At 71.0% G+C, this 25,755-nt stretch carries 26 protein-coding genes and 4 pseudogenes; 18 read left to right on the top strand and 12 right to left on the bottom strand.

Annotated elements, in window-relative coordinates; all coding sequences use genetic code 11:
- Positions 1-97 precede the first annotated feature (97 nt).
- Positions 98-469, top strand: coding sequence for a glycoside hydrolase family 3 N-terminal domain-containing protein (locus tag ACFYT9_RS17390; RefSeq protein ID WP_389164502.1), 372 nt, complete (start codon positions 98-100; stop codon positions 467-469).
- Positions 470-492: 23 nt separating this feature from the next.
- Here the strand turns inward: ACFYT9_RS17390 and ACFYT9_RS17385 are convergent.
- Positions 493-1,164 (bottom strand): annotated as a pseudogene (locus ACFYT9_RS17385) (SUMF1/EgtB/PvdO family nonheme iron enzyme); the annotation flags it as partial.
- Positions 1,165-1,391: 227 nt separating this feature from the next.
- On the opposite strand from ACFYT9_RS17385, the gene ACFYT9_RS17380 reads away from it, so the two are divergent.
- The 3 genes from ACFYT9_RS17380 to ACFYT9_RS17370 all read left to right on the top strand — a co-directional run bounded on the left by ACFYT9_RS17380 (position 1,392) and on the right by ACFYT9_RS17370 (position 5,198).
- Complete coding sequence (locus ACFYT9_RS17380) at positions 1,392-1,961, top strand: PadR family transcriptional regulator (RefSeq protein WP_389164500.1); 570 nt, start codon at positions 1,392-1,394, stop codon at positions 1,959-1,961.
- Positions 1,958-3,721, top strand: coding sequence for a sulfatase-like hydrolase/transferase (locus ACFYT9_RS17375; RefSeq protein WP_389164497.1), 1,764 nt, complete (start codon positions 1,958-1,960; stop codon positions 3,719-3,721). Before ACFYT9_RS17380 ends, ACFYT9_RS17375 begins: the two co-directional genes overlap by 4 nt.
- A 133-nt stretch (positions 3,722-3,854) precedes the next feature.
- Positions 3,855-5,198 carry an MFS transporter gene (locus ACFYT9_RS17370; RefSeq protein ID WP_389164495.1) on the top strand — a complete coding sequence of 448 codons (1,344 nt, stop codon included), beginning with the start codon at positions 3,855-3,857 and terminating at the stop codon, positions 5,196-5,198.
- A gap of 73 nt (positions 5,199-5,271) precedes the next feature.
- On the opposite strand, the gene ACFYT9_RS17365 is transcribed toward ACFYT9_RS17370, so the two are convergent.
- Complete coding sequence (locus ACFYT9_RS17365) at positions 5,272-7,221, bottom strand: glycosyltransferase (protein ID WP_389164492.1); 1,950 nt, start codon at positions 7,219-7,221, stop codon at positions 5,272-5,274.
- A gap of 600 nt (positions 7,222-7,821) precedes the next feature.
- Between ACFYT9_RS17365 and ACFYT9_RS17360 the strand changes: the two genes are divergently transcribed.
- On the top strand, positions 7,822-9,048 hold the full coding sequence (locus ACFYT9_RS17360; protein ID WP_389164490.1) for a glycosyltransferase: 1,227 nt from the start codon (positions 7,822-7,824) through the stop codon (positions 9,046-9,048).
- 401 nt (positions 9,049-9,449) lie between these two features.
- Here ACFYT9_RS17360 and ACFYT9_RS17355 read toward each other — a convergent pair whose 3' ends face one another.
- The gene (locus ACFYT9_RS17355) at positions 9,450-9,833 is read right to left on the bottom strand and encodes a DUF6479 family protein (protein ID WP_376597121.1); all 384 of its coding nucleotides are present in this window, start codon (positions 9,831-9,833) and stop codon (positions 9,450-9,452) included.
- 348 nt (positions 9,834-10,181) lie between these two features.
- On the opposite strand from ACFYT9_RS17355, the gene ACFYT9_RS17350 reads away from it, so the two are divergent.
- The 6 genes from ACFYT9_RS17350 (at position 10,182) to ACFYT9_RS17325 (ending at position 14,024) form a co-directional block, all read left to right on the top strand.
- On the top strand, positions 10,182-10,619 hold the full coding sequence (locus tag ACFYT9_RS17350; protein WP_389164487.1) for an SRPBCC family protein: 438 nt from the start codon (positions 10,182-10,184) through the stop codon (positions 10,617-10,619).
- 59 nt (positions 10,620-10,678) lie between these two features.
- Positions 10,679-11,818 (top strand): MerR family transcriptional regulator, encoded by a 1,140-nt coding sequence (locus tag ACFYT9_RS17345; protein ID WP_389164485.1) that lies wholly within the window; start codon positions 10,679-10,681, stop codon positions 11,816-11,818.
- 123 nt (positions 11,819-11,941) lie between these two features.
- A complete protein-coding gene (locus tag ACFYT9_RS17340; RefSeq protein WP_387270122.1) occupies positions 11,942-12,172 on the top strand; it encodes a hypothetical protein in 231 nt (76 codons plus the stop codon).
- Between the two features lie 123 nt (positions 12,173-12,295).
- Complete coding sequence (locus ACFYT9_RS17335) at positions 12,296-13,012, top strand: nitroreductase family protein (RefSeq protein ID WP_387270123.1); 717 nt, start codon at positions 12,296-12,298, stop codon at positions 13,010-13,012.
- 285 nt (positions 13,013-13,297) lie between these two features.
- Complete coding sequence (locus tag ACFYT9_RS17330) at positions 13,298-13,768, top strand: hemerythrin domain-containing protein (protein ID WP_389164483.1); 471 nt, start codon at positions 13,298-13,300, stop codon at positions 13,766-13,768.
- Positions 13,769-13,877: 109 nt separating this feature from the next.
- Positions 13,878-14,024: a hypothetical protein gene (locus ACFYT9_RS17325; RefSeq protein ID WP_389164482.1), complete on the top strand. Its 147-nt coding sequence runs from the start codon at positions 13,878-13,880 to the stop codon at positions 14,022-14,024.
- 159 nt (positions 14,025-14,183) lie between these two features.
- On the opposite strand, the gene ACFYT9_RS17320 is transcribed toward ACFYT9_RS17325, so the two are convergent.
- Positions 14,184-15,689 (bottom strand): hypothetical protein, encoded by a 1,506-nt coding sequence (locus ACFYT9_RS17320; RefSeq protein WP_389164479.1) that lies wholly within the window; start codon positions 15,687-15,689, stop codon positions 14,184-14,186.
- A gap of 320 nt (positions 15,690-16,009) precedes the next feature.
- Between ACFYT9_RS17320 and ACFYT9_RS17315 the strand changes: the two genes are divergently transcribed.
- The gene (locus ACFYT9_RS17315) at positions 16,010-16,399 is read left to right on the top strand and encodes a hypothetical protein (protein ID WP_389164477.1); all 390 of its coding nucleotides are present in this window, start codon (positions 16,010-16,012) and stop codon (positions 16,397-16,399) included.
- Between the two features lie 372 nt (positions 16,400-16,771).
- On the opposite strand, the gene ACFYT9_RS17310 is transcribed toward ACFYT9_RS17315, so the two are convergent.
- Both ACFYT9_RS17310 and ACFYT9_RS17305 read right to left on the bottom strand, forming a co-directional pair.
- Entirely contained in the window at positions 16,772-16,975 is a 204-nt protein-coding gene (locus tag ACFYT9_RS17310) for an EF-hand domain-containing protein (protein ID WP_376597135.1), read from the bottom strand.
- Positions 16,976-17,273: 298 nt separating this feature from the next.
- Positions 17,274-18,194, bottom strand: a complete 921-nt coding sequence (locus tag ACFYT9_RS17305) for a LysR family transcriptional regulator (RefSeq protein WP_389164475.1) — start codon at positions 18,192-18,194, stop codon at positions 17,274-17,276.
- Positions 18,195-18,265: 71 nt separating this feature from the next.
- Between ACFYT9_RS17305 and ACFYT9_RS17300 the strand changes: the two genes are divergently transcribed.
- The 4 genes and pseudogenes from ACFYT9_RS17300 to ACFYT9_RS17285 form a co-directional block, all read left to right on the top strand.
- Positions 18,266-18,865 (top strand): maleylpyruvate isomerase family mycothiol-dependent enzyme, encoded by a 600-nt coding sequence (locus ACFYT9_RS17300; protein ID WP_389164473.1) that lies wholly within the window; start codon positions 18,266-18,268, stop codon positions 18,863-18,865.
- Positions 18,866-19,034: 169 nt separating this feature from the next.
- A complete protein-coding gene (locus ACFYT9_RS17295; protein ID WP_389164471.1) occupies positions 19,035-19,166 on the top strand; it encodes a hypothetical protein in 132 nt (43 codons plus the stop codon).
- A 12-nt stretch (positions 19,167-19,178) separates the two neighbouring features.
- A pseudogene (locus tag ACFYT9_RS17290) lies at positions 19,179-19,394 on the top strand (antibiotic biosynthesis monooxygenase family protein); the annotation flags it as partial.
- 475 nt (positions 19,395-19,869) lie between these two features.
- A pseudogene (locus ACFYT9_RS17285) lies at positions 19,870-20,154 on the top strand (transposase); the annotation flags it as partial.
- A 113-nt stretch (positions 20,155-20,267) separates the two neighbouring features.
- Here the strand turns inward: ACFYT9_RS17285 and ACFYT9_RS17280 are convergent.
- Entirely contained in the window at positions 20,268-21,032 is a 765-nt protein-coding gene (locus ACFYT9_RS17280; RefSeq protein ID WP_389164470.1) for a class I SAM-dependent methyltransferase, read from the bottom strand.
- Positions 21,033-21,058: 26 nt separating this feature from the next.
- Between ACFYT9_RS17280 and ACFYT9_RS17275 the strand changes: the two are divergent.
- Positions 21,059-21,394: pseudogene (locus tag ACFYT9_RS17275) on the top strand (IS5/IS1182 family transposase); the annotation flags it as partial.
- A gap of 13 nt (positions 21,395-21,407) precedes the next feature.
- Here ACFYT9_RS17275 and ACFYT9_RS17270 read toward each other — a convergent pair.
- Positions 21,408-21,848, bottom strand: a complete 441-nt coding sequence (locus ACFYT9_RS17270) for a ferredoxin (RefSeq protein WP_389164468.1) — start codon at positions 21,846-21,848, stop codon at positions 21,408-21,410.
- Positions 21,849-22,148: 300 nt separating this feature from the next.
- Between ACFYT9_RS17270 and ACFYT9_RS17265 the strand changes: the two genes are divergently transcribed.
- On the top strand, positions 22,149-22,787 hold the full coding sequence (locus ACFYT9_RS17265; protein ID WP_389164466.1) for an HAD-IA family hydrolase: 639 nt from the start codon (positions 22,149-22,151) through the stop codon (positions 22,785-22,787).
- A gap of 306 nt (positions 22,788-23,093) precedes the next feature.
- On the opposite strand, the gene ACFYT9_RS17260 is transcribed toward ACFYT9_RS17265, so the two are convergent.
- The 4 genes from ACFYT9_RS17260 to ACFYT9_RS17245 form a co-directional block, all read right to left on the bottom strand.
- The gene (locus ACFYT9_RS17260; protein WP_389164463.1) at positions 23,094-24,050 is read right to left on the bottom strand and encodes an ankyrin repeat domain-containing protein; all 957 of its coding nucleotides are present in this window, start codon (positions 24,048-24,050) and stop codon (positions 23,094-23,096) included.
- 154 nt (positions 24,051-24,204) lie between these two features.
- Positions 24,205-24,690, bottom strand: coding sequence for a DUF3995 domain-containing protein (locus ACFYT9_RS17255; protein WP_389164462.1), 486 nt, complete (start codon positions 24,688-24,690; stop codon positions 24,205-24,207).
- On the bottom strand, positions 24,687-25,037 hold the full coding sequence (locus tag ACFYT9_RS17250) for a DUF6191 domain-containing protein (protein ID WP_389164664.1): 351 nt from the start codon (positions 25,035-25,037) through the stop codon (positions 24,687-24,689). Before ACFYT9_RS17250 ends, ACFYT9_RS17255 begins: the two co-directional genes overlap by 4 nt.
- Positions 25,038-25,183: 146 nt before the next feature.
- Positions 25,184-25,717 carry a winged helix-turn-helix transcriptional regulator gene (locus ACFYT9_RS17245; protein WP_389164459.1) on the bottom strand — a complete coding sequence of 178 codons (534 nt, stop codon included), beginning with the start codon at positions 25,715-25,717 and terminating at the stop codon, positions 25,184-25,186.
- Positions 25,718-25,755 lie beyond the last annotated feature (38 nt).

The raw sequence follows: 25,755 nt of genomic DNA, 5'->3' as shown, positions 1-25,755 counted from the left end.
ACCCTTGAACAGCCCGATCCGACCCACGCCCCCTTCGCCCGGCCTGACGCCCTCACCCCCTTCACCCGGCGTGACCCCCGCACCCCCTTCACCCGGCATGACCCCCGCGCACCTGACCACGGAGGAGAAGGCCGCGCTGACCACCGGCTCCGGGTGGTGGCGGACCGCCGCCCTCCCCCGGGCCGGCGTCCCCGGACTGCGCTTCTCCGACGGGCCGCACGGGCTGCGGGTGCAGAGCGACGAGCAGGCCGACCACCTCGGCATCGCCGTCAGCGCCCCCGCCACCTGCTTCCCGCCCGCCGTCACCCTCGCGAGCACCTGGGACACCGAACTGGCGCGCCGCGTCGGGGACGCGCTGGCCCGCGAGTGCCTCGCGCACGGCGTCCACGTGCTGCTCGGCCCCGGCGTCAACATCAAGCGCAGCCCGCTCTGCGGGCGCAACTTACAGTTGGAGGCGTGGCAGAGGTAGGAGCCGCCGCGCATGACGCGGCGCTCTCCGTGCGCGGGGCCCTGGGGGCTGTCGGCGGGAGAGCGCGCGTAGTAGTCGGCGGCGAACCAGTCCGCGCACCACTCCCACACGTTGCCGGCGACCTCGTACAGGCCGAAGGCGTTGGGCGGGTAGCTGCGGACCGGTGCGGTCGCGAGCCAGCCGTCCTCGGCGGTGTTGGTGTGCGGGAAAGAGCCCTGCCAGATGTTGCAGGGCCATCGGCCGCCGGGCCTGAGTTCGTCGCCCCAGGCGAAGCGGTGTCCTTCGAGGCCGCCGCGGGCGGCGTACTCCCATTCGGCCTCGGTGGGCAGACGGCGGCCCGCCCACGCGCAGTAGGCCATGGCGTCCTCCCAGGCGACGTGGACCACGGGGTGGTCTCGTTCGGCCTCGGACAGCGGGCCGTGCGGACGGCGCCAGTCGGCCCCCCGGACCTCCAGCCACCAGGGGGCGACCGGGTCGACGCCGACGATGTCCGCCCGCCTCGCGGCGACGGCCTGGTGGAACACCGCCGAGCTGCCCTCCCGCTCCGCCACGGTCGCGTACGCGGTGGCGTGGACGAAGGACTCGAACATGGCCACGGTCACCGTCGTGGTGTCGATGGCGAACGGAGCGACGCGGACCGCGTGCACCGGTCCTTCGCCGTCCGCGGGATAGCCCTCGTCGAAGTGGTCGCCCATCAGGAACCGCCCGCCCGCCAGGAGTGCTTGGTCATGGTCAGGCATGATTTCGGCTGGTTCGGGGCGCACGGGGGCGGAGTGGGTCCGGGTAACCGGGGCGCAACATCCCATTGACGTCTCCATAACCCCAGTATATGAATTCGCACATAGGTGAACTTGCACATAGGTAACGGGGTGGTGAATCACCGGCCATCCCTCTTCGCACCTCACGCTGGGAGTCCACGTCCGTGAAGTTCGAGCACGTCCTGCTGGGTCTGCTGACCCGTCGGCCCTACAGCGGTTACGACCTGCGCAAATGGCTGGAGACGGAGGGGCAGTTCCTGTGGGCCCGGGCCCATCACAGCCAGATCTACCGAAAGCTCGGCCAGATGGAGGCCGACGGATGGGTACGGCACGAGGTCGACGCGCGCGAGGGGAGGCCCGACGCCAAGGTGTACCGGCTGACTCCCCGCGGCCACGAGGTGCTCCTGGAGTGGGTGCGCTCACCGTACGAGCCGCCGAGCCGCTTCCAGGAGATCGACTTCATCGCCCGGTTCAGCATCGCGGGGCCGCTCGACCACGACGCGGTGGTCCGGCTCGTCGAGACCGAGCTGGACCACCGCCGGCGGCAGATCGCCGAGAACCGGGGCCGGGACCGGACCCTGACCTACGAGGACCCGGTTCCCGGACTGGACCGGGAACTGGACCTCCAGATCCACAACGCGCTGCACCGGGCCGGAGCGGCGGCCATGGACCGCTGGGTCGCCTGGCTGGAGGAGACCCTGCGCAGCCTGACCGAGGGGAGCCCCGTCCGATGAAGGCCGTCATGGTGATGTTCGACAGCCTCAACCGGCACATGCTGCCGCCGTACGGGGGCGACTGGACCCACGCGCCGAACTTCTCGCGGCTCGCCGAGCGGGCGGTCACCTTCGACCACGCCTACGCGGGCTCCCTCCCCTGCATGCCGGCGCGGCGCGAACTCCACACCGGCCGCCACAACTTCCTGCACCGCAGCTGGGGCCCGCTGGAACCGTTCGACGACTCGATGCCGGAACTGCTCAAGCAGAACGGCGTCTACACCCACCTCGTCAGCGACCACCCGCACTACTGGGAGGACGGCGGCGCCACCTACCACGGGCGCTACCACACCTGGGAGTTCTTCCGCGGCCAGGAGGGCGACCCCTGGAAGGGGCAGGTCGCCGACCCCGTCGTACCGGAGGACCTGAAGAAGGTCCGGTTCGGCGTCTACCGCCAGGACTGGGTCAACCGTCCCCACATGGCGACGGAGGACGTCCACCCGCAGACCCTCACCTTCGACGCCGGCCTCGACTTCATCCGCACCAACCGGGATGCCGACCGGTGGTTCGTACAGATCGAGACCTTCGACCCGCACGAGCCGTTCTTCAGCCACCAGCCGTACAAGGACCTCTACCCGCACGCCTATGAGGGTCCGCACTTCGACTGGCCCGACTACAAGCGCGTCGTGGAGGATCCCGACCAGGTCGAGCACGCGCGGTTCGAGTACGCGGCGCTGCTGTCCATGTGCGACCACTCGCTCGGACGCGTCCTGGACACCATGGACGAGCTCCGGTTGTGGGAGGACACCCTGCTGGTGGTGTGCACCGACCACGGCCTGCTGCTGGGCGAGAAGGGCTGGTGGGGCAAGAGCGTCCAGCCCTGGTTCGACGAACTCGTCCACCTGCCGCTGTTCGCCTGGGATCCCCGCTCGGCCACGGCCGGAGCCCGGCGCGAGGCGCTCGTGCAGACCGTCGACCTGGCGCCGACGTTCCTGGAGTTCTTCGGCGTCGACCGGCCCGGCGACATGAGGGGCGCGCCGCTGCCGATCGCCGAGGACGTGCCCGTGCGCGAGGCAGGACTCTTCGGCGCCCACGGCGGGCATGTCAACGTCACCGACGGACGCCACGTCTACATGCGGGCCCCTGTGTCGCCGGACAACGCGCCGCTTTTCGAGCACACCCTGATGCCGACGCACATGAGGGGCCGCTTCTCGCCCGCCGAACTCGCGGACCTGGAGCTGGCGGAGCCGTTCGACTTCACCAAGGGCGTCCGTACGCTGCGCACCGGCGGCCGCACCCTGGTCAACCCCCACCATCACGGAACGCTCCTCTTCGACCTGCAGACCGACCCCGGTCAGCTGACTCCCCTGGTCGACGACGACACGGAGCTGCGCATGGCGACCCTGATGGTGGGGCTGATGCGGGCCGAGGACGCCCCCGCCAGCCAGTACGCACGACTGGGGCTGCCCGCCGAAGGTCCGGTGACCAGGGAGCACCTGCTGGTCCGCGCCCAGCGCGGGCAGGCCGAGCGGGCCGCGCTGCCCCTGCCCCGCGCCGAGGAGTACCCCGAGGGCCGTCTCTCGCTGCGCACCCCCCTCAAGGCACTGCTGTCCGATCCGAGGGCCGTCGAGGTGCTCCGCAGGCACCTGCCCGGCGTAGTGGACTCCGAGCTGCTCCAGATGCTGGGTTCCGCACCGCTCATCGACGTCGCCGCGACGGCGGGTCCGCTGTTCCCGGTGCCCCGGCTCCGGATGGTCGCCGAGGAACTCGCCCGCCTCTGACGCACGCCCGCCCGTACACCCCACCGGTTCCGCCGGCCTGCGGCCGGTGACGGGGTTGCCGCCCCGTCACCGGCCTGCGCCCTGCCCTCCCGTAGATCTCCCGCCAGGAAACCGCAGAGAAAGAGATGGCGCGATGACCGAGCTTAGCCAGCGCACCGCCGTGCCCCCTGCCGAGGTACCCGTGAAGGGACGCTGGCGACAGCTGTCCCTGCTCGGCGGCACCATGCTGGTCGACAGCACCGAGGCGAGTCTCGTCTGCAGCCTCTTCCCCCTGATCCGCCAGTCCCTCGGCGTCTCGCTCGGCGCCCTGGGCACACTGACCGCCGCCGGCAAGATCGTCGGGGCCTTCACCGGGCCGTTCTGGGTGTGGGCCGCGCAGCGCTGGTCACGCAAGGGCGTCCTCGTCGTGGCCACCGGCCTGTGGGGGGTGTGGGGCGTGGCCGCGGGCTTCGCACAGAACTTCACCCAGCTCCTCGTCCTCTACACGATCCTGGCCGCCGGCTACGCCGCCGCGCACCCGATCATCACCGAGCTGATCGGCGACCTCTTCGGCGGTTCGTCCCGAGGCCGGGCGGTGGGCCTGGTCTTCGGCGCGGTCTCCCTCGTGAGTGCCGGGATCGGTCCGCTGAAGGGACAGCTGGCCGGCGTCGACGAGGGATGGCGCTGGGGCCTGTGGGGCGTGGGGACCTTCAACATCCTGCTCGGCATCGGCCTGTGGGTGTGGTTCCGCGACCCGGGGCGCGGAGCGTCCGAGCAGCAGTTCAGCGGCCTCGACCGAGCCACCCGCGAGGCCCACTCGAAGCTCACCCGCGCCAAGGTCCTCTCCCTGCTGCGCATCCGTACCCTGGTGCTGCTCCTCGTGTCACGGCTGCTGTCGGGGCACCTGCTGGTGGGCACCTTCGGGGTGGTCTTCCTCGTGGACGAGTACGGCTTCAGCACCCAGAAGGCCGCGATCGTGCTGCTGCCCTTCGGCATCGGCTACTTCCTGGGCACCCTCCTCGGCGGCTTCGCGGCCGACTGGGCCACCCGGCGCAGTCCGCGCCACGGCCCGGTCGCGGTCCTGCAGTCCGCCCAGTTCGCCTTCGCGGTCGTCGCCTTCTTCGGCACGCAGTTCGACTACGGCCACATCGCGCTCTTCGGCGTCTTCTTCGCCCTCATGGGCGCCGCACAGGGCGTGAACCCCAGCCTCAACCGGCCGATGGTCATGGCCGTCACACCCCCCGAACTGCGGGGCGCCGCGTTCGCCCTCTACGTCTCGGTGTTCGAGGCGATCGCCTGGGCCGCGTTCAGCCTCGGCGCCGGCTTCCTCGGCGACGTCGTCGGCCTGCGCACCGTCTTCCTGTGGGCGCTCGTCATCCTGATGACGGTCAACGGCGCGTTCCTCACGCTCCTCTACCGCCCGTACGCCGAGGACGTGGCCCGCGTCCAGCGAGACCTGGACGCGCGGCGCGTCCGGGCCCTCGAAGCGGACAACTGAGCACACACGACGGTGTCCCCGCGCGGCGCGGCCCCGGAACGAGCGGACTCGCGCACGCACCCGCCCCGGGACGTCACCGCCCGCCCCGCCCCCACGGAGAGCCTGAAGCGGAGGCGAAGCCCGGTGGGAACGTCCCGGCGGACTTCGCCGCGTGGAGCGAGGCCATCTCGGCATAGTGCTCGGCCAGCGTGCGGGCCATGGCGGTCGACGAGTAGGTGGACCTGACGAGGGTCCGGGCGCGTGCGGCCATCACCGTCGCCCGCGCGTCGTCGACGGCGAGCAGACGGGTCAGTCCCTCGCCGAGAGTCCGGCAGGTGGACGTGTCGACGAGCAGGCCGTTGTGGCCGTCGACCACGTAGTGCGGCACCCCGCCGCGCAGGGGGCCGGCCACGAGCAGTCCGGCGTCCATCGCTTCGAGGAGCGCGAGGCCGAACTCCTCCTTGGCGCTGGGACACACGTATCGTGCGGAGAGCCGTCGTGCGGGATCGGCGAGGGCTCGTTCGAGCATCCGGACCTCCGCGTTGGGGAGGGCCGGAAGGAGGAGCAGGCGCCGACGCGCCTCCGGGCGGGTGCGGAGCGCTTCCTCGATGCGGGCGCGCATCATGCGTTCGACCGCGTCGCCGGATCGGGGGCCGCCTCCCACCAGCACCAGGACCGTGTGCCGATGGCAGTCCGCGTCGATCCAGGAACGGACCAGCAGATCCTGCTGTTTCACCGGGTGGAGCCGGCCCACGCTGAGCAGCACCGAGGAGGCGGCGCGGCCGTCCGCCGGGGCGGCGGCGTCGTCGACCGCCCGGAGGAGGGCGGCGCGCCTGCGGGCCGCGTGCGTAGGCGGCAGGTACGGCGGGATGCCCTCGGGCGGGGCGCTCGGCGCACCTTCGGCGTACCTGTCCACCAGTTGGGGGAAGTACCGTACGAGCTCCGCCGCTCCCCCGCCCCGGCCCGCGATCCCCACGACGCGGTCCGCCCTCTCCAGCAGCCGGTCCGCAAGAAAGACGCGGTGCAGGTCGTCCCTGAGGGCGCGCGGGTCGGCGCCCGGGGCGTCGTAGCGCTCGGTCATCTGTCGATGGGGGTCCGGGGTGGCGGTGAACATCAGGGAGAGGCCGGCCCTGCGGGCGGCTTCGGCGAGGGCGAGCGAGCCGTCGTCGGCGTAGCGGACGTGCAGGACGTCGACCGGCCTGGGCAGCGAGGTGAGGAGGAGGGTCGCCCACCACGCCATGGCGTCCCGGTGGGCCCCGGTCTCCTCGGGGCGGACCGGGTGATCGCTGTCCACGGGGATCCTGAGCACCCAGTGCCTCCGGCCCCGGCGCCGCAGCAGGCTCGGGTCCGCTTCCAGCTCGGCGAGGTCGGCCGTCACGACGGTCAGGACGCCGGCGACGGCCTCGGTGTCCGCGAGGGCGTTCCCCAGGGAGCCGAGGAGAACGCCCAGTCCGCCGCTCATGCCTTCGCCCGGACGGTCCAGGTGCCCCATCAGCATGGACTGGGCGACCAGGACGCCCGGCCTCAGGCCGACTGTGTCCGAGCCGAGCGAGGGTTCCCCGCCCAGCGCGGTCAGGAGCACCTTCTCGTACGCGTCCCCGGCGGTGTCGGCGTCGGGTATCAGGGAGAGTTCGCCCATCGCCGCGAGGAGGCGCCAGGCGGCGTGTCGCAGCCGGCGTCCGGACGACGGCGCTGACGCCGCTCCGAGGAGTTCGGGAAGGGAGAGGGGCCGCAGGCCGGTCGCGGCGGCCAGGTCCAGCATCAGCGGTACCGCCTCGGGGGCGCGACCGGCCCGGAGGCCGCTGCGCAGAGCGGCCCGCGCGTGCGCCGGCCCGTGGCGCCGTACGACCTCCGGCCAGGCGTCGAAGACCGCGGACCGCGTGTGGTCGCAGCCTTCGAGGAGGAGGCGTACGCACTCCTCCGGTGCGGGGACCTTCCCCAGGCGCAGCCGCTTCCTCAGCTCGGCCAGGGCCAGGTCCCGGGGGGAGGCGAGCCTCGGGGGAGCATGCGCCGTCGGACCCTCCCTGTGGTACTCGGCCCGCACGAGTTCCGCCAGAAGGTTCGGTGTCCTCGACCACCGTACGGAGTCGTCCGCGGCTCTCCCCCAGTGCCCGGCCCGAACGGCCAGGAACGGCTCGGGCTGGACACGCGCGGAGAGTCGCGGTCTGTGTCCCCCGTGAGCCGCGGGAGGGTGGGAGCGTTTCATCGCAACTCCTCGTCGTCGACGTTCGGCGAGCAGTTGTTCGCGACCGATGCGGGTTCCGGATGCAGGGCCGGGGCGTCGTGAGGGTGCGCGTGAGGAGGCGTGCGGCGGCCGTGGTTCGTCGGTCAGTGGGCGGTGGGGCGGTCGGTCAGCAGTCGGTCGGTGGGTTGGTCGGTCGGTCACTGAACGTATGCGCTCCGTCCACGTGCCGACCGCGGTCCCCGTGCATCCGGCCGCGTGCCCGGGGGTGAACGTGTCGGCATGGAGCCATCAGCCCCGGGGAGCCGTCCTCCGCGCGTGGTCGTCGTCAGTCCTCCGTTCGCCTCGCACGCCCAGCCGCTGTCCGTGCTGGCCGGGGCGCTCGCCCGTCGCGGCGCGGACGTCGTGTTCGCGTGCGGTCCGCCTTTCGAGGGTTTCGCACAGCGGGCGGGGGTGACGTTCGTGCCCCTTGCCATCACGCGGAACTCGAACACCGGGGTCGCCCGGAGCACCCCGCAGGCCGCCGAGGAGCGGAGGCGTCTCGACGAGTTCCTCGAATCCACCCGGCGCGGAGCCGTGTCCGCCCTGCTCACGCAGTGCCGTCACCGCGGCCAGGACATGCTGCCGGACCCGGAGGCCACGCTGGCGCGGATCCGGTCCCTGCACGCCCGGCTGGCGCCGGACTGGTACGTGGTCGACCAGCTGAGCTACCCCGTGACGCTGGCCCTGCACTGCCTGGGACTTCGCTACGCCACGTTCTGCCCCGGCCATCCGACGTACGTTCCCGCTTCCGACAGCGCGCTCTTCGGTGTGCCCTATGCGTGGCCCGAGGCGATCCGCCCCTCCGGCGGGGAACTCGCGGAGCTTCGTCGGGCGGCTCGGGAGGTCGACACGGAGTTCACGCGGCGCTTCGCGGAGACGGCGCGCCTCCACGCTCCGGACGCTCCGCCTCCGGGGCGCGCCTTCGCGCTGGCCTCACCGCACGCTGTGGTGTTCAACTACCCCGAGTTCCCCTGGCTGCCCGGGCGGCCGGACGGCGGTCCGGCCTTCGTCCACGGGGGGCATGGCGTGCCCGCCGTGCCGCCGGACCCGGGTGCGCGGTGGGAGGCGGTGCTGGGGCGGCTCAGGGCCACGCACCGGAGGGTGGTGCTGATCGCTCTCGGTACCTTCCTCTCCGCCCGCGACGACGTGCTCGCCCTCCTCGTGAGGAGTCTGCGGGCCCACCTGCCCGACACGGCGGCGATCGTGGCGGCGGGCGACCGCGCGGCGGCCCTGTCGCACCTGGCGGGACCCGACGTCCACATCGACGCCGTGGTGCCCCAGCAATGGCTCCTCGGGAAGGTGGACGCGATGGTCCACCACGGCGGGAACAACTCCTTCACGGAAGCCCTGGCCTCGGGGACGCCGGCCCTTGTCCTGCCCTTCTCCAGCGACCAGTTCGCCATCGCCCACGACGCCGAGCGAGCGGGGCTCGCCCTGTGCCTCGACCCGTCGCGCCTCGACGAGAGGACGGCCGGAACAGCCCTTCGGCGGCTGCTCGACGCCCCTCCCCCGGGGCTTCGGCACTGGTCCCGGCGGGTGGGCCGGCGAGGGCCCGACTGGGTGGCGCACCGGCTCATGGGAGCGATGGCGCCGGATGGCGTCCGGCCCGTCCGGCCTGTCCGAGCGGGCGTCGTCCCCCTTCGCTGACGACGTCGGCGAGGGAGCGCAGCGCCCTTCTCGTGTGGCTCCTGACCCTGCCCGGGGCAGAGCGAGGCGTCGTGCGATCCCGGGCGGTGCGGGTGACGAGGCCGCCTCGGCCGCGGTGCCCCTTGCCGAGTCCCTTGCCGAGTCGGCGGAACCCTTCGTGGTGGCGGACCACCGCGCCGGACGGGTCGGCTGCCTTGTGGGCCGCGATGCCGCGCGACCACGGGCCGAGCTCTCAGCGGCACGGGCAGTACCGGCGGAGTACGACCAGACGTCCGCGAGCAACTGTTGAGCGACGTCTTCGGCCTCCTTCTTGAGGGCTGCCGCCCGTAGCCACGGGGACGGCGTGCGCAGGAGTGACCCTGGCACGCCGTTCGCCGCTCCGCGCGGGGGGGCCGGACGCTTCAGTCGCCGTGGCCGGTGCCTCCGCTGCCGAAGCCTCCGCTGGAGATCCCGCCCCATTTGCGCTGCTCCTCGCTGGGCGGGACGGCCGAGGCATCGCCGCAGTTCTTCAGGTTGTAGGGCATGAGCCGGTGCTCACCGTCCGTCTGCGGCATCTCGGAGGGCTTGCGGTACTCGGACATCTCACCAGGATGCCGGTCGGTCTCGGGGCGGTGCGGCTGGGTCTCGGGGGCGGGGGGCGGCAGCTCCTTCCTCGTGAGCCTGATCCCCAGGGCGAAGGCGCCGATGAGTACGACGACCACGACCAGGCCGCCGAGCACCTGGGCGAGTCCGGACTGCCAGACGCCGGCGGCCAGTCCGTTCACTGCGAGGACGTGGGTGTTCATGAGCGTCTCCCCAATCATCGAACCCCGCCCGCAGGGCGAGGCCCGGGCGGGCCTCGCCCCGTCGCACCTCCACGATGCGTCCGTGAGGCCGTCGGCCAGGACGAGACAGCGACGAGGCGGAAGGAAATCAGCTTCACTCCGACATATACACCGATACCACTCGCATCGTTCATGCAGCGTTCTCGGGCGGAACGGTGCCACGGCTCCAAGGCCCCGGGCACTCGCCACCGATCTGGTCGGCGAGGGGCGGCGGAACCCTGCATCCGGCACCCCCCGTACACGGAAGCATCGGTGTCCGGGCTCGACCCGGAAGCGAGGGACCGGTGGCAGGGAGAGGGAGGCCGTGCGGTGATCAGTGTCGAGAGGGTTCTCGTGGTGGGGCTTCCCCTGCCCGAGTTCGTGTCGTACATGGAGGACTTCGCCCACGCCGAGGAGTGGGATCCCGGCACCGTGTCGTGTGTACGGCTGGACGACGGACCGGTGCGGGAGGGCGCGCGGTGGCGCAACAAGTCGGTCTTCCGGGGGCGTACGAGCGAACTCGAGTACCGGCTCGACGTACGCGAGTCGGCGCGGCTGGTGTTCATCGGGGAGAACAAGACGGTCACCGCGGTCGATGACCTTCGCTTCGAGCCCGAGGGGAACGGCACGCGGCTGACCTATCGTGCTTCGCTGACGTTCAAGGGCCTCGCGAAGCTGGCGACACCGTTCCTGCGGTCGGAGTTCGAGCGGCTGGCCGACGGCGTGGCCACCCGCCTTCCGACCGCCGCCGCGGCGCGGCGCACCTGACGGCCGCGCCGGCTGCCGGCCCCCTTCACGCATCGTTTCCTCCCCTCATGGCGGGTGGCATGTCCGCAGAGACCCACGGGATCACCACAGGCGCGGTCGCGCGACGGCTCGGCGTCTCGCCGACCACGGTGCGCTCCTGGGACCAGCGCTACGGCATCGGGCCCGCCGCGCGCGTCGACGGGAAGCATCGGCGGTGGAGCGCGGCGGACGTGGCCATGCTGGAGGAGATGTGCCGGCTCACGGCGTCAGGGGTCCCGCCCGCCGAGGCGGCCCACGCGGCCAGGTCCTCCCGGCCCGGGGCGGTGACGGGGCCGGCCGAGCCGTCGGCCGTCGCGATGCCGGGGGTGGTGACAGGGCCGGCCGAGCCCTTGACCGTCGCCGTGCCCGGGGTGGTGACAGGGCCGGCCGAGCCGTCGGCCGTCTCCGTGCCGGAACCCGCGAAGTCGGCGGGGTCCGTGCCGTCGGACGCCTCAACGGCGGGGAGGGCACCTTCGCGGGCTCGACGCGCGGGACCCGGCGGTGGGCTGCCGTTGGGTGACGTACGGCAGGAGTGCCGCGGTCTGGCCCGCGCCGCGGTGCGGCTCGACGCCCCGGCCATGGAGGCGCTGTTGCGGGAGGTCCTCGCACGGTACGGGCTCGTCACGGCGTGGGAGGAGGTGATGGCTCCGACCCTGCACGCGGTGGGACGCAAGTGGGAGTCCTCGGACGACCGTTACGTCGAGGTGGAGCACCTGCTGTCGTGGCACGTCTCCACCGCACTGCGGGCGGCGGCGGTCACCGGCCCGGCGCCCACCGCCTCCGGCCCTCCCGTCGTCCTCGCCTGCGTCCCCTCCGAAGAGCACACCCTTCCCCTCGAAGCCCTCGCGGCGGGCCTCGCCGAACGAGGTCTGCCGACCAGGATGTTCGGCGCGGCCGTGCCCGCACATGCCCTGGACGCCGCGGTACGCCGGTCGGGTCCGGCCGCTGTGGCCCTCTGGTCACAGTCCAGGTTCACCGCGGACCACGCCCTCGCCCGCCGCGTGGCGGGAACGACGTTCGGAGTACGGGGAGCCAGGCTCGCCCCCCTGGTCGTGCTCGCGGGCCCCGGCTGGAGCGGCCGGGCACTCGCCCCGGGGATGGTCCGCCCCACGGGCCTGCGGAAGGGCATCGACCTGATCTGCCGGTTCTACGGCGACCCGGACCACCACACCGCCCCGTGACGCATCCGAGAGCCGGCCGGGACGGAAACACCTACGCAGGAAGCATTCTCGGGATCTACGGGGTGCGACGGTCCTGCCGGCCCCGCCCCCAGGTCCGGCACCTCGACCGAAGGGAAGATCGACATGGTCGTCAAGCGACTTCACGACGCCGGCCTTCGCAGTGAGCACGCCTACCTCGCGGCTGTCGGCTCGATCGGACTGTCCCTCACCTCGTGGCTCGCCTCGAGTCGACGGGAGAATCTGGAACGCGCCGACCGCTGGGGCATCTTCGTCGGCGAGTGGGCACCGACCTTCTTCGCGCTGGGGCTTGCCCTGGCGAACTACGAGACGGAGGACGACGCGCCCGAGGACTAGGTTCGGTACGCGGTCACGTACCCGAGCCCGGCGTCGACGCGGACGGCGTAGTCCCTGGGCTCGGCCCCGACCGCCCGCGGCAGTCTCTTGCGGGCGCGGTCACGGGGTCTACACTCCGCGATCATGAACGACATCATCGGTGCGGACACCGACCCGCGTCTCTTCGGCACCATGTCCACCATGCGCGCCATGCGCCGCATCAAGCCCGACCCGATCCCTGAGGACCTCGTCGAACAGCTCGTGCAGGCCGCGGTCTGGGGGCCGAGCGGCGGCAACATGCAGCGCTTCGAGTACGTCGTCGTCACCGATCGGGAGGTCATGGCCCGTCTCGCTCCCCTGTGGAAGCGCTGCGTCGACGCCTACCTCGCCACCACCGGCGCGCTGGCCCCCGCGGGCATGGACGACGCGGCCTACGGGCGGATGGTCGCCGCCATCGAGTACCAGCGGGACCACTTCGCGGACACCCCCGTACTGATCATCCCTTGCTACCAGTTCCCCGCACCGCGGGTGACCGAGGAGGGCTACCTCGCTTCCGCGCAGGCCCTCGGCCCCGCCGCGACCCAGCGCATGATGGACACGCAGGAACGCTTCATGGCCCTCGCGGAAGGCTCCTGTGTCTACCCCGGTGTGCAGAACCTGCTGCTCGCCGCCCGAGGGCTCGGCCTCGCAGCGAACATCACCATCTGGCACCTGATGCTGGAGGAGGAGTGGAAGCAGGCCCTCGGCATCCCCGAGGACATGCGCACCTTCGCCGCGATACCCGTCGGCCGGCCGATGGGCAACTTCGGGCCCGTGCGCCGCCGCCCCGTCTCGGAGGTCGTGCACCTCAACGGCTGGTAGGTCTCGGCAGGCCGCCGCCCCGACCGCCGGGGCGGGGACCTCGACCCCGAGGGTCACGAGTGGAGCGCGGGCACCTACCGGCCGGGCTGATCGACCGGTCCACCGATCGGCAGGGCGGACACTGATCGGTCGCCCGCGTCTCTCACCCCGAGCGGGCGGCCCGCCGGGGGTGACGGGTGCGCTAGGGTTCTGGCAACGTCGCGTGCCGGTGGCAGTCCGTGTCAGGCATGGAGGCGTCGAACCGAAGGAGGTCGACGATGCATTCGTCGCACCCTTCGTTCTCGCGTGTCTGAGCGCGAGACGACCAGGCTCGTCGCCTGGAGCAGAGAACTCCGTCAGGTACACGAACGACTGCGCGAAGCACTGTCGGTCACGCGCTCATCCCTGGCCGACGGCACTCCCGGGGAAGCGGCCACCCGGGAACTGCTGCTGTACTGCCACGGCTTCTGCGCGGCCCTCGACGGCCATCACCGGGGCGAGGACCGCACCCTGTTCCCGGCGATAGCGGCCGCGCATCCCGAACTGCGCCCGGTGCTGCGCTCCCTCGAGCAGGACCACTCCATGATCGCCCACCTCCTGGGCGGCCTCCAGGCCGCGGTCGGGCGGGCCGCCCCGCCCGAGGAACTGGACCAGCACCTCGAGGGCATCGCCGCCATCATGGAGAGCCACTTCCGTTACGAGGAACGGCAGTTGCTGTCCGTGCTCGAAACCCTTGAGCTGGACGCCGCTCCGGGGGAGGTCCTGGGCCCGATATGACCGGGAACGACTCCGTGGTGGTCGATGCGAACGGCCGGGCCCCGCCGCCAGGGGGAACCGAAGCGTAGTTCGCCGAGTCATGACCTGCATGGCACACGAAGGGAACACCATGGGTGATGAGCCGACATGGGGAGAACTCCTGCGGACATTCGTTCTCGCCATGGGCATCCCCATGGCCATCGTCGGAGCCGTGATCTTCTCCCTGGTGGGTCTGACCTTCTGGGTGACCGCACCGGAGCGCCGGTGGAGGCGCTGAAGCGACGGCAGTGGCCAGGGCCATGATCGCCGCCGCCGGCGCCGGCGTCGTTTCACCTCTTCACACCCGCCCCGGATCCCACGGGTTCGGACAGCGCGGAGTCCGCCCTCCGTCCGTGGACGGCGCACCCGCGGTTCCCGCCCCGAGGTGGCTCCGGCGCTACTGGATCGCGCGCCAGGGGGATTTCCCGTAGCCGCCGTCCACATGGAAGACCTGGGACGTGGAGAGGTACGCCTTGATCGAGATGTGCCACCGCGCCTGGTGGGTCAACTCGATGTCGTCCTGGTCGAGGGGCACGGTCTTGTCCACTCGGTGGCCCCATGCCGCACGGGCCGTGCGGCAGGCGGTGACGAGGTCGGCGAAGTACGCCTCGGCCGTGGCCTTCGAGACCTGCGGGTGCAGCTCCTGGTGCATGTGCTTCAGGCAGGCGTCGTCGGTCTCGTAGCCCGCGTCCGAGAAGGCGTTGGGCAGCAGCCACTGGCCGACGATCTGCCAGCCGAAGGCTGTGACACCGGGCGGGAGGGCGATCCGGGTGTAGCCCATGCTCGCGATCTTCCCGCAGGCCACGTCCACGTCGCCGGGGGCGGCGAGCAGTGCCACGGCGGCATCCATCTCGTGGATCCGCTGGGCGGTCAGCCGCTTGACGAGGGTGTCGCGGACCATCTTGAGGCCGCAGAAGGAGACGATCCGGGTGAGTTCAGGCTGTGTCAGCGAGCCCAGCGCGCGGATCCACGGCTCGCCGAAGGCCTTGCGCAGGTCCACGCAGCCCTTCCGCCCCGCGTTGGCGGCCGGAAGAGCGCCCAGTTGCTGGAACTGGGCCACGACCGGGCTCCCGATCCGGATCAGGGGAAGCGTCAGATTGCCTCGGGCGATGTCGCAGTAGGCCGCGCCGGACGCCAGAGAGCCGGTGATCACGGCTCTCTGATCCGCGGCGGAGGCCATGACCGACTGCGTCCACGCGGTATCCACCTGGGTGACCAGCAGGTCCGGCGACTGTGCGATCACCACCTGCTCGGCCGCCGTGAGCATCCCGTCCAGGGTGTGCACGCGCGGTTCGAGGAACAGCGCCAGGCCCGCCTGCACGACCTGCTGCTTCTGGGCGTCCACCTGCTGCACCGCGGCCTTCAGATCGGTGTGCGCCTTGACCAGGCCCTCCCGGCACTCCTCCAGATACGGCTCCAGCTCCGCCGCGCGGGCGCAGTACGCGAGGAAATCCGCCTTCAGTGACGCGAGGTGGGCATCGGCCGCCTTGGCGAAGTCCGTGTCGTACACGAACTGTTCGAGCCGCTGTACGGCGTCCTCGGTGAGCCGCGGCGACAGGTCTCCATGGACCAGCCCGTGCTGCACACCGGCCAAGGAGCTCATCGCCGCCTTGATCGAGTCGTCCAACTGCTGCCGCAGAGCGGCGAGCAGAGCGTCCGAGCGGACTTTGAGCCACTCCTTGACCAGGGCGCGCCACAGCACACGACGTGGCCCGTCCGGTACGTGCTGCAAGTGCCCGTCGAGCGACGCGGTCTTGGCCGTGTCGCGCGCCCAGAACGGGATCGCGTTCGCCCTGAGCGCCAGCACCGCCTGGACCGCCTGCCGCAACTCGGCGTTCGTGGCCGGTGTGTCCGGGTCCGTCTCGTCCTCAGCGGTCGCGGGCTGGAACGGTTGATCAGTCATCGTCGTACCCCCTTGCGCTCAGTGTCGGTTCCGACAGACCGTCAGGAAAGCCGGCTCGCCGCGATCTGGCGTGAAGGCCGATCCCCTGCCCGCGACGCGACTCGACGTCGAGCACCGATTCCGCGGACGCGAGCGGGAATGATCCACGAACCGGTGCTTGTCCGTGTCGAGTTGTCGAGTCATGGGCACGTCGGCCCGGTTCCACCGGTAGCCGGATGGAGAGTGTGTTCACCGGGTGCGTACGTCGCCGCACCACGTTGTCGGGCACCGTGGTCCTCGACTGCGCAGGTCCCGTTGGACCACATCACCAGGAGGAATTAGTGTCACACGCTCAGCCGCTCACACCTGAGGAGAGGCTCGCTGACGCGAAGAAACAGCTGAGCCTCCCCCACATCGTCGTGATCTGCGGCTCCATCCGCTTCATGATCGAGATGGCCGAGGCCGACATCCAGGAGACGAAGGCCGGGAGGATCGTCGTCAAACCGGCCTGCGACATGAAGTCGCCGCACGAACTCCGGCCCGATCCTGTCGAGGCAGAGGCGCTGAAGGCTCGACTCGACGCCCTGCATCGAGCGAAGATCCGGCTCGCTGACGAGGTGCTCGTGGTCGGCGACTACATCGGAGAGAGCACCCGGGCCGAGATCGCCTACGCTCGGTCGCTGGGCAAGCCCGTGCGGTTCACCCACCCCGCGGCCGACTCCGGCGTCTGACATCCCCTCCCCACGCTCTCCACGCTCTCCACGCTCTCCACGCTCTCCACGCTCTCCACGCTCTCCAGGAAGATTGCTCATCCAGGTGGTGGAGCTGAGCACCGGCGGTGATGCCGGGCGGCTCGGCGGTGATGCGGGCCGGCTCGGCGGTACTGCCCCGGGGGATGCCCCTGGGCGCCTGGCCTCGCTGCGCACGCGGTACCCGGACGTCCCACACTCGACCGGACCTCCCCGATCGTGGCCCGGTGCGTCGCCGTCTGCGCCTGAGGCACGAGCGCCCGTGGCGGGAGCCCGGCAGACCCGTCATGAGGGGCCTGCCCGGACTTCCTGGCAGGTTTGCCCAGGCGCTCACGCGGTCAGGCCGGCTTGACGCTACTTCAGCAGGGTGCGGAACTCGTCGAAGTCGAGGACCCCGTCGTGGTTCGCGTCGGCCGCCATGGCCTTCCTGACCTCTTCGGCGAGGTGCCCGTGGGCACCCTCGGCCTTGAAGCCCTCCGCCAGTTCGACGATGTTGATCCGCCCGTCGCCATCCGCGTCGATCTCGTCGAACAGCGCCCTGAGCTCAGCCTCGTTCACGACATACCCCTTCTCACGTTCACGGGCCGCGAAGGCCCACATGCCCACCACCCTGCCACACCCTCGACGGCTCGCTGACGGCCACGCCCGCGGACGGGGCCGCCTCGCCGGGCCAGGGCGGCGAAGCCCCCGACCATGTGGGCGTGGCCGAGCTCGTCGTGGTCGGGGGCATCGCGCGCTGAGCCGTCGGCGCCGGTCGGGGCGCGGCGATCTCCGTGGTGGAGGAGGGCCTGGCGCGTCCGGCGGTCGGCTCAGCGCGACCCTCAGGATGTCGCACAGGCGCGGCGCGGCCCTCGTATCACTCGGGGGACGGATACGCGAGGCGGACGTGAAGCAGCCGGGACAGGAGGGAGCGGGCCGCGGGGCCGGCCGGGCCGTCGGTGCGCCAGGCGAGTGCGACGCGGCCGCGCATCAGAGGGTCGGTGAACGGCAGGGTGCGCAGGCCGAGGGCCGCGGCCTCAGGCGCGGGGATCTCGGGCACGACTGCGACTCCGAGGCCCCTGGCCGCGAGTTGGGCGAGCAGGGCGGGGGCCGCCGCCTCGAAGGCGATGCGGGGCCGGAAGCCCGCTGCCGCGCAGGCGCCGTCGAGCACGCCCCGCAGTCCCGTACCGCGCGGCAGGCTGATCAGCGCGCGGTCGCGCAGCGCGGTGAGAGGCACACCGTCCGGGCCGGTCGACGTCAGGAGGGGATCGTTCGGACCGACGGCGGCGACCAGCGGTACATCGATCAGGACCTCGTGGGTGATGCCCGGACCTGGACTCTGACCGGTGAGCCCGATCACGGCGATGTCCAAGGCTCCCTCGACCAGGGCGGCCAGCATCCGCTCCGAGGTGTCCTCCGTGAGCGCGATGTCGACCCCTGGGTGGGCGTCGTGGAAGTCGGCGAGGACGGCGGCCACGCTCAACTCCTGAGTGGCCGCCCCGGAGACGAGGCCGATCGTGACCTGGCCGCGCAGCAGCCCGGTGAACTCCTCCACCGCGCGCCGCGCGCCCTCTGCGGCGGCGAGCGCGGCCCGCGCGTACGGCAGCACGGCCTCGCCGACCTCGGTGGGCGTCACCGCCCTGCCGGAACGGTCGAGCAGTTGCTGGCCCAGTTCCCTCTCCAGCTGCCGGATCTGCGCGCTGACGCCCGGCTGCGCCAGGTGCAGCCGGGCGGCGGCCCGGGTGAAGTTGGCTTCCTCCACAACGGTGACGAAGTACCGCAGCTGCCTCAGCTCCATAACTGCTGATTCTAAGGTGGAGAAGAATCTGCTCTTGGACTTCTGGCAAGGGTCGAGGCGATCTTGGAGGCATGGACGTCACAAGATTGATCGCCGGAGAACGCAGGGAGATCGCCGACCTGTTGGACAGTCTGACGGACCAGCAGTGGAACGCACCGAGCCTGTGCGACGGCTGGCGGGTGCGGGAGGTCGCGGCGCACATGTCGATGGGCTTTCGCTACTCGACGCCCCAGGTGATGGCGCAGCTCGTCAGGGCGCGCGGCAACCTGCACCGGATGACAGACCGCCTGGCCCGCAGGGACGCGGCGGCCGCGACGCCGCAGCAACTCGCCGCCTGGCTCCGTGACAACGCCCACCACCCCTGGACGCCTCCGGTCGGCGGTCTGGTCTCGGCTCTCGGCCATGACGTCGTGCACGGCTTGGACATCACGGTCGCGCTCGGCCTGGACCGCAAGGTGCCCGCGGAACGCCTACGGGTCCTCCTCGACCATGTGACGCACAGGAGCGCCAAGTTCTTCGGCGCGGACCTGTCCGGCACACAACTGCGCGCCGACGACACCGACTGGGTCTTCGGCAGCGGCACGCCCGTGACCGGTGCCGCGCAGGACCTGCTCCTGCTCGCCTTCGGCCGGAGGCTGCCCGAAGGCCGTCTCGATCGCGCGGCGACCTGAACCCCGTCGTGAGACGCCACCCTGGGCGAGGTGCTACGCCTCGCCCTTTCAGCCTCCCCCTCCCCGCCGCTCTGTACGGCGGACCTGACCGCCGCCCGCCGACCACCCCGGAAGCCGGCGCCGAGCCCGTTCGGCTCGCACAAGCCGTTCGCCGATCTTGGAGTTCCCCATGACCGCAGAGAGCCGACCCGAGAACACCTCCGTCACGTTCATCAACATCTTCGAGATATCCGCCGAGCACGTCGATGCGTTCGTCGCACAGTGGGAGCAGCGCGCCGCACTGCTGAGCACCAAGCCCTGATTCCTCGACTTCCGTCTGCACCGGGCCCGTTCCTCGGAGACCCGGTTCCAGCTCGTCAACGTGTCCCACTGGGAGAGCCGAGAGGCGTGGGAGGCAGCCACCGGGGATCCGGAATTCCGCGAGCGCGTCCATGCCGCACAGGGCGACCCGCTGACGCCGGTCACGTCGAGCCGGGGCCTGTACGACGTGGCCGTCGGGTTCTCCGCCTCAGCAGCGGATCCGAAGTAGTCCCACCGGCGGACGGCCGCGCCGCGAGGCGACGACACGTGCTGGAGGAGCAGCTGAGCTGAAGCGGCCGAGCGAAGCGTCCGCCTCCGCCGGCCTCGGTCGACCTGAGTCTGGTGACTGGCCGGTGTTGACGAGACCTCGCCGACTTCGCCTCGACGGCGCGCAACCCGTTGTACGGCCGCCGACGAAACAACACCTCGTACCAGTCCGCCGGAACAGGTGCGGCTCAACCGACACCTACACCACCGGACGCGAGCAGAGGTCCTACCTCGGCTTCCTCGCCGACGACCACTCGGCCTGCTCATCACTCCCGGCCAAGCCCACGACGGGAGCATGCACGAGCAGGTCATGGCCGAGGTCCAGGTCCTCCGGCACGTGGGCTGCCACCCCCGCACCCGCCCGGACGCGCTGAGTGCCGATTAGCAGTGCTTCGTTACGTTGGGTGACCTCACCTGTTGGTGGGCATCTTCCGGTTATGAAAGTGGGGGAGGTGGAACGGCTCCGGGGCGAGGTGGTGGAGTTCGTTGCCGATGCGTTCGCCTCGTTGCCGAGGCGGGATCAGCGTCGGTGGGGCGGGTGCTATCTGCGGGGGTTGATGCTGGACGGCCGGCGCAAGTCGGTCCAGCCGATGGCCAAGCGGCTGCCGGACGGGAACATGCAGGCCCTGCAGCAGTTCGTGAACCAGTCGCCGTGGGATCCGCTGCCGGTGCGGCGTCGGATCGCCGAACGGCTGAGCGAGGCGATCAGCCCCGAGTGGGCCGGCTGCCGACGCCTCCACCGCCGTAACGAACGCAAGACCGAATACTTCCCCGCCTTCGCCGGCATAGCAGCACCCCTCATCGGCTACCGCCGCCTGGAGCGACGAAGCGACGGTCACGAGCGGGAGAAGACGACCACGTCGTAGCGTTCGAGGACTGGCCGGGGCTCGCCCAACGCCTCGCTGCGAGCCGCGGCCTCCAAGCGGACAAGGCCCCGATGGAACTCCTCATCGGTGAGATACGTGAACTTCGACTGAGGCCGGCTGACCAGCCTGGCGTGGTACTCCGCCAGGCTCGCTGCGACCGGCTGGGCAAAGGAGGTGACCTCGTCCAACGTGAGCCCGGCAGAGACGAAGTCGCCGACCACTTCCCCTTCCCCCGGAAAACGTTGCTCATCGATCGCCCGCAGCCGCGGCCAGAAGTCATACACCAGCGCATCCAGCCGTTCGCGGAACGTGGTGCGAACGACAACCCTCCCGCCGCCACGCAACACCCGGACCAGCTCCCGGGCCGCTCGCGCGCGGTCGGGGATGTGATGAATCACGCGGGACAACAAGGCCAGGTCGAAAACACCCCCTGCGGCGGGCACCGCCTCTGCCTCCCCCCACAGGTACCGCACCGCGGGATGCGGATGATGCCGTCGAGCCTCGGCAAGCATCGCCTCTGACGCATCGACGGCCATCACCTCACTTCCCTCGATCCAACGAGCCATCGCGGCCGAGAAGACGCCCGTTCCCGATCCGATCTCGACGATGGACGGCGACGACCGTTGCGCATAGGCAGCAATCAGCTCGACCCAGGCTCGCAACGACGCCCCGGGCATCTCATTGCCACGCTCATAGGCGTCGGCCAGTTGCTCATCGTCATAGACACGGCCCACGGAACCGATCCTCACCCAGGGATCACGACCAAGCAAGAACGCCTACGCAGGCCAACGCGCCAAAGGAGACAACGCCTAAGGCGTACAGCTCCCGCCGTATACGGATCTACCTGCGCAAACGTCAGATCCCACACAGCATCCCGGAGAAGAAGGACCAAGTCGGCCACCGACTGGCCTGAGGCTCAGCGGGCGGCCGTCCACCCGGCTTCGACCGCGCCGCCTACAAGCGCCGCAACGAAGTCGAATCCCTGATCAACCAGCTGAAGGGATTCCGCGCTGTGGCAAGACGTTACGACAAGCGCGCCTACGTCTTTCACGGCACCGTGGTTGTCGCCGCGATCCGTCTCTGGCTCCGCCACTGATGCTCCACCGCCGTCAGAGCAGCGGCAATCGGTCCGCCTCCGTCGGAGATCGTCGCTCCTGAAGCCAGAAGAGATAGACCCGGAGGTGCGCAGCCAGCTCGCCGTCGCGGTATGCGGCGTAGTCCTGGGCAGCCGAGGCCACCCCTTGCCCCGCCTGCGCGTCGTCGGCCTCCCAGTCGGCTCGACGACTCGCGAGGTACTCCGTGATCCGCCCGCGGTCGCGCCACCATTCACGGACCGCTGCCGGCGTCCAATGGGTGTCACCATCACAGCTGTAGCTGGAGAACGCCTCGGCCTCCGCCGCGTCGACCAGTTGCTGAAGCTCGTCCGTCGTCCTGGGCTGCCGGTACACGTACTCGGAGAAGTATTCAGCCTCGTAGAGCGCGAGCCCCGGGGCATGGATACGGCCCGTGCCGCAGTTGTCGGTCTCGGCCCCATAGAACGGCCCAGGCACGTTGAGCCATGTCTGATCCGACCACCTCAGGACCCTGTGTGGTTGTGCCGGGTGTCGTTGTCCGGCGTCGCCGACGCAGGCCCCCTGAGGCCTGGCCCAGACGGATCGTCGCTTGTGGTGAGGGCACGTGCTGATCGAGGAGAGTCCAGGTTGGCCGGTCGGCGGGTTGCGACAGGGCTGTCACAGGGTTCGAAGATGACTTGACCTTGCTCCGGGGGGAGAGACGACAGTGTCTCTGTCGATCACAAGTGCGAGCGAGCTGTGCTCGCTCGTCAAGCCAGGGCGAGAAGGGGGAATCACGTGACCGCGACCTGCGTCATTCTCGACATCGGGGGCGTGCTGGAGATCACGCCGGACACGGGATGGGTTCGACGGTGGGAGGAGCGGCTGGAACTGCCGCTGGGCACTGTGCATGAGCGGATGCACGATGTGTGGCAGGCCGGGAGCCTGGGGAACATCAGCGAACGCGAGGTGAGCGAACAGGTGGCGGCCCGATTGGGGCTCGATGCCCCTCAGGTCGAAGCCTTCATGGCCGATCTCTGGTCGGAATACCTGGGGACGCCGAACGAGGAGCTCATCGACTACGTCCGGGGGCTGCGCGGAAGCTGCAGGCTGGGCATCCTCAGCAACAGTTTCGTCGGCGCCCGGGAACGGGAGACGACGCTGTATCGCTTCGACGAACTGGTGGAGCAGATCGTCTACTCCCACGAGATCGGCATCGAGAAGCCCGACCTTCGGGCCTTCGAGGCCGCACGCGACAGCTTGAACGTGCGGCCTGAGAGCTGTCTCTTCATCGACGATGCCGCAGCCAACGTCGAGGCCGCCCGAGCGGCGGGCATGCAGGCGCACCTGTTCGAGGACAACGCCCGGACCATCGCGCGCATCGCGGCTCATCTGGACGCCGGGGCCTTGGCCCCCCGGACTGTCCCGCTCGCGTGACATCCCGCCTGGCCGGCCTGTCCTCGGCGGTTCCCGGCCAGGCGGGGAAGTGGCTGACTAGCTCCCTGCGGTCTGTTCCGCTCGTACGCGGGGATGCCGGCGGGCCGGTAGGAGTCCGTGCCGGTCAGTCGGCGTTCGGAAGGAGCACGTCGTGCCCTCCCGGCGTCCGTACCGCCTCCGATGACTTGACGGCTTGAGGGACACGCACCGTATCTCGCGGTCTTCGACGCCGACTTCGCCGACGCCGACGCCATGGATGCAGTGCCGGGGCGGCGCCCGCCGCGAAGTCGCCCGCCCGTACACCGCTCAGTGGCTCCAGTAGTCGCGGCGGGGCAGTGCGACCCACAGGTCGGGGGGGCCGACCACGGCACGTCTGTCGGTCGGCCGCAGGCCCGCGAACGCGCAGGAGTAGGCCACGGCGTTGTACTGGTAGAGGTAGGAGGCCAGCACTTCCTCGGACGTGTCGTTCTCCTGCACTCCCCCGCCCGGGTGCAGGTCCCAGCCCTCGACGGTTCCGTGACGGGCGATGCTGCCTTGGTTGCCGCTCTTGGGATTGGCGTACAGGCCGTAGCAGACCGTGTCGACGGACAAGCGGGTCAGCACGCCCGGCATCTGCGGGGCGTATCCCCAGGGCTGCGTGACGACACAGCCGCCCGGCACGGACGTCACACCGATGAACTGCAAGCTCTCGTCCATGTCGTACTCGTGCGGGGCCTCCAGCAGTTCCTCCATGACCTCGTCCGCCACCGGTGCCGCCTCCAGGCGGCGCACCGCCTCGGCCACGTCGATGCCGGTCACGCAGGCCAGACCCATGCCGTCGTAGTCGAACGTGCCCAGTGCCGTGATGAGCCGGGCGGCCTCGTCCGCCGCCGCACGCTCCGAGGCCGTCAGGCCGACGCCTTCCGGAACCGAGAACAGGTGCGGCGTCGGTCCGGCCAGGCTCAGGCGCCCCGGTGAGTAGCCTCCGAACGACGGGCGCCAGGGGTCGGCCCCTGCGGCGGCGAGGGCCCGTGCGTTGTCCGGCTTTCGTGAGACGACCGCCTCCCAGAGTGCCGTCACCCCGTTCTCCGGCGCGTCCACGTCCTCGACTCGGCGCGCCAACTCCGCGACGACCTCGGGGGACCCGAACACCGCTGCGCGATGCAGCGGTCGCCCCCCGCTCCACTTCTCCGGGTCGGCGCCTTCGTCGAGGCGGCGGCGGATGTCGTCGACGTCCGTCCAGTCCCAGCCCATGCCGACCCAGCCGTGATTCTCCGCTGCCACCCTCGCCCCTCGGTCGTGTCGTTCGCTTCCCTGCCATACACGCTCGCACAGGGGTCTGACATCGGGGCCGAGCAGCGCGCCCGCATCGCGGAGGCGACAAGTTGCGCCATGGCGAACGGCGTTCGCAGTCAGGGGCTGGGCGTGGGCCTCGAATCTACGTCGGTTTTCTGCTCGCGCGCAGGGTGGCGAGTCCGAAGGCCAGTCCTCCGGCGATGAACCAGGGGTTCCACAGGGCCAGCGTCCATGTCCGTTGCTCTTCGCTCACGGACGTGTCCAGGTCTCCGGTGCCGGTCAGCAGCATCAGTTCGACGCCGATGCCACGGGCCAGGAGGACGGCGCTGACGCCCCACCCCAGCCACCTCACCGACGCGGCGGGCGTGCCCCGGAGGTCGGACCGGGTGAGCAGCAGTGCGAGCAGAGCGCCGACGAGGCAGAGTCCGCCCACGCCCCACAGGCCGACGACGACGAACCACAGGGGACGCTCGGCGGCCAGCGGGCCGGCGGAGACGCTCAGCCCGATCTCACCGCCGAGGGCCCAGTAGAAGTGCAACGCGGCGAAGGCCGCCGACCATCCGCAGGCGATGCGCCCCCACAGTGCGGAGGGTGCGGAGGTGCCTCGGCCTTTCTGTCCGCGGTTCACTGAGGGACCTCCTGGGCCGCTCGCCCGTCCCCCCGGCGGCCGGCCGGGGCCTGCGGCACGACGATGAACGCCGTGCCGTGGTCCAGGTCGATGGTGGAGCGGGGCGGCGCTCCGTCGCTCTCGTCGTCGCGCCGCAGAAGTTCCATCCGGCGCTGCTCCAGCTCGGCCGTCTTGTTCCCGTTGACGGTCGCCGTGAACTCGTCGAAGGCCACGCTGGAGAGCGACCGGCCCGTGCGCCTGCGGACCCAGGGAAGCAGTCCCAGACCGGTGAACCATCGCCACGCTCCCTCCACCAGCGCGAAGAGCACCAGCAGGCACACGAACGCCGGAAACGAAGCGGCCCACATCGCCACAGTTGTCCCCTCCCCCTCGACACGGTCGTCGGTCGGGGAACGGCGTGGGCGACCGAGTCGTTCCCCCGCCGCTGTCCGAGACGTCGTGGAAGCGCCGGCCGGGGGCGTCGCCCGGTTCCGGGCGATCGCTACCCGGGTACCTACCCCTGCTCAGGCGTGCGCTCGTGATCGTCTTCGCCGCGCGCGGCGATCAGCGGTCCCAGCAGGCGGGTGCCCGGCCCCACCTGTCCTCCCGGGCCGGGGAGTTGCGTCGTGTCGGCCACGGTGAGGGGCTCGCGGCAGGTGTCGCAGGACACGACCGGTGTGGTCAGGTGCCCGCAGGCGTCGTGGCGGATCAGGGCGGGGGGTCCCGCGGGTGCGCCGTACCACTTGTCGCCCCACGCCATCAGGGCCAGCAGCACGGGGTAGAGCTCGCGGCCCTTCTCCGTGGCGACGTACTCCTCGCGCGGCGGGGACGCCTGGTAGCGCTCCCTCGCCAGGACCCCCTCCTCGACCAGCCGGGCGAGCCGGGCGGCGAGGGTCTTGCGGGACAGACCGAGGTCCTCCGCCAGCTCCTCGAAGCGGCGGATGCCGAGGAGAACGTCACGCATGATCAGCGCCGTCCAGGCGTCGCCGAACAGATCGGTCGCGCGGGCGATCGAGCACGCCACGCCGGAGAGGGAAGTGCGGGTCACGGGTGCACCGTACCGCCGTCAGGTTCCCTTGGGGAACT

Source organism: Streptomyces sp. NPDC004435 (assembly GCF_042873895.1).
GTDB lineage: Bacteria > Actinomycetota > Actinomycetes > Streptomycetales > Streptomycetaceae > Streptomyces.
The sequence above is the reverse complement of the archived record's forward strand: the minus strand, read 5'-3'. Positions and strand labels throughout refer to the sequence as shown.

Coding starts and splice junctions, on each gene's coding strand:
- ACFYT9_RS17300 (WP_389164473.1), top strand. CDS start 18,266: ATGGACGTCACAAGATTGATCGCCGGAGAACGCAGGGAGATCGCCGAC.
- ACFYT9_RS17295 (WP_389164471.1), top strand. CDS start 19,035: ATGACCGCAGAGAGCCGACCCGAGAACACCTCCGTCACGTTCATCAAC.
- ACFYT9_RS17355 (WP_376597121.1), bottom strand. CDS start 9,833: ATGAACACCCACGTCCTCGCAGTGAACGGACTGGCCGCCGGCGTCTGG.
- ACFYT9_RS17305 (WP_389164475.1), bottom strand. CDS start 18,194: ATGGAGCTGAGGCAGCTGCGGTACTTCGTCACCGTTGTGGAGGAAGCC.
- ACFYT9_RS17390 (WP_389164502.1), top strand. CDS start 98: ATGACCCCCGCGCACCTGACCACGGAGGAGAAGGCCGCGCTGACCACC.
- ACFYT9_RS17370 (WP_389164495.1), top strand. CDS start 3,855: ATGACCGAGCTTAGCCAGCGCACCGCCGTGCCCCCTGCCGAGGTACCC.
- ACFYT9_RS17335 (WP_387270123.1), top strand. CDS start 12,296: ATGAACGACATCATCGGTGCGGACACCGACCCGCGTCTCTTCGGCACC.
- ACFYT9_RS17345 (WP_389164485.1), top strand. CDS start 10,679: ATGTCCGCAGAGACCCACGGGATCACCACAGGCGCGGTCGCGCGACGG.
- ACFYT9_RS17340 (WP_387270122.1), top strand. CDS start 11,942: ATGGTCGTCAAGCGACTTCACGACGCCGGCCTTCGCAGTGAGCACGCC.
- ACFYT9_RS17250 (WP_389164664.1), bottom strand. CDS start 25,037: ATGTGGGCCGCTTCGTTTCCGGCGTTCGTGTGCCTGCTGGTGCTCTTC.
- ACFYT9_RS17320 (WP_389164479.1), bottom strand. CDS start 15,689: ATGACTGATCAACCGTTCCAGCCCGCGACCGCTGAGGACGAGACGGAC.
- ACFYT9_RS17375 (WP_389164497.1), top strand. CDS start 1,958: ATGAAGGCCGTCATGGTGATGTTCGACAGCCTCAACCGGCACATGCTG.
- ACFYT9_RS17325 (WP_389164482.1), top strand. CDS start 13,878: ATGGGTGATGAGCCGACATGGGGAGAACTCCTGCGGACATTCGTTCTC.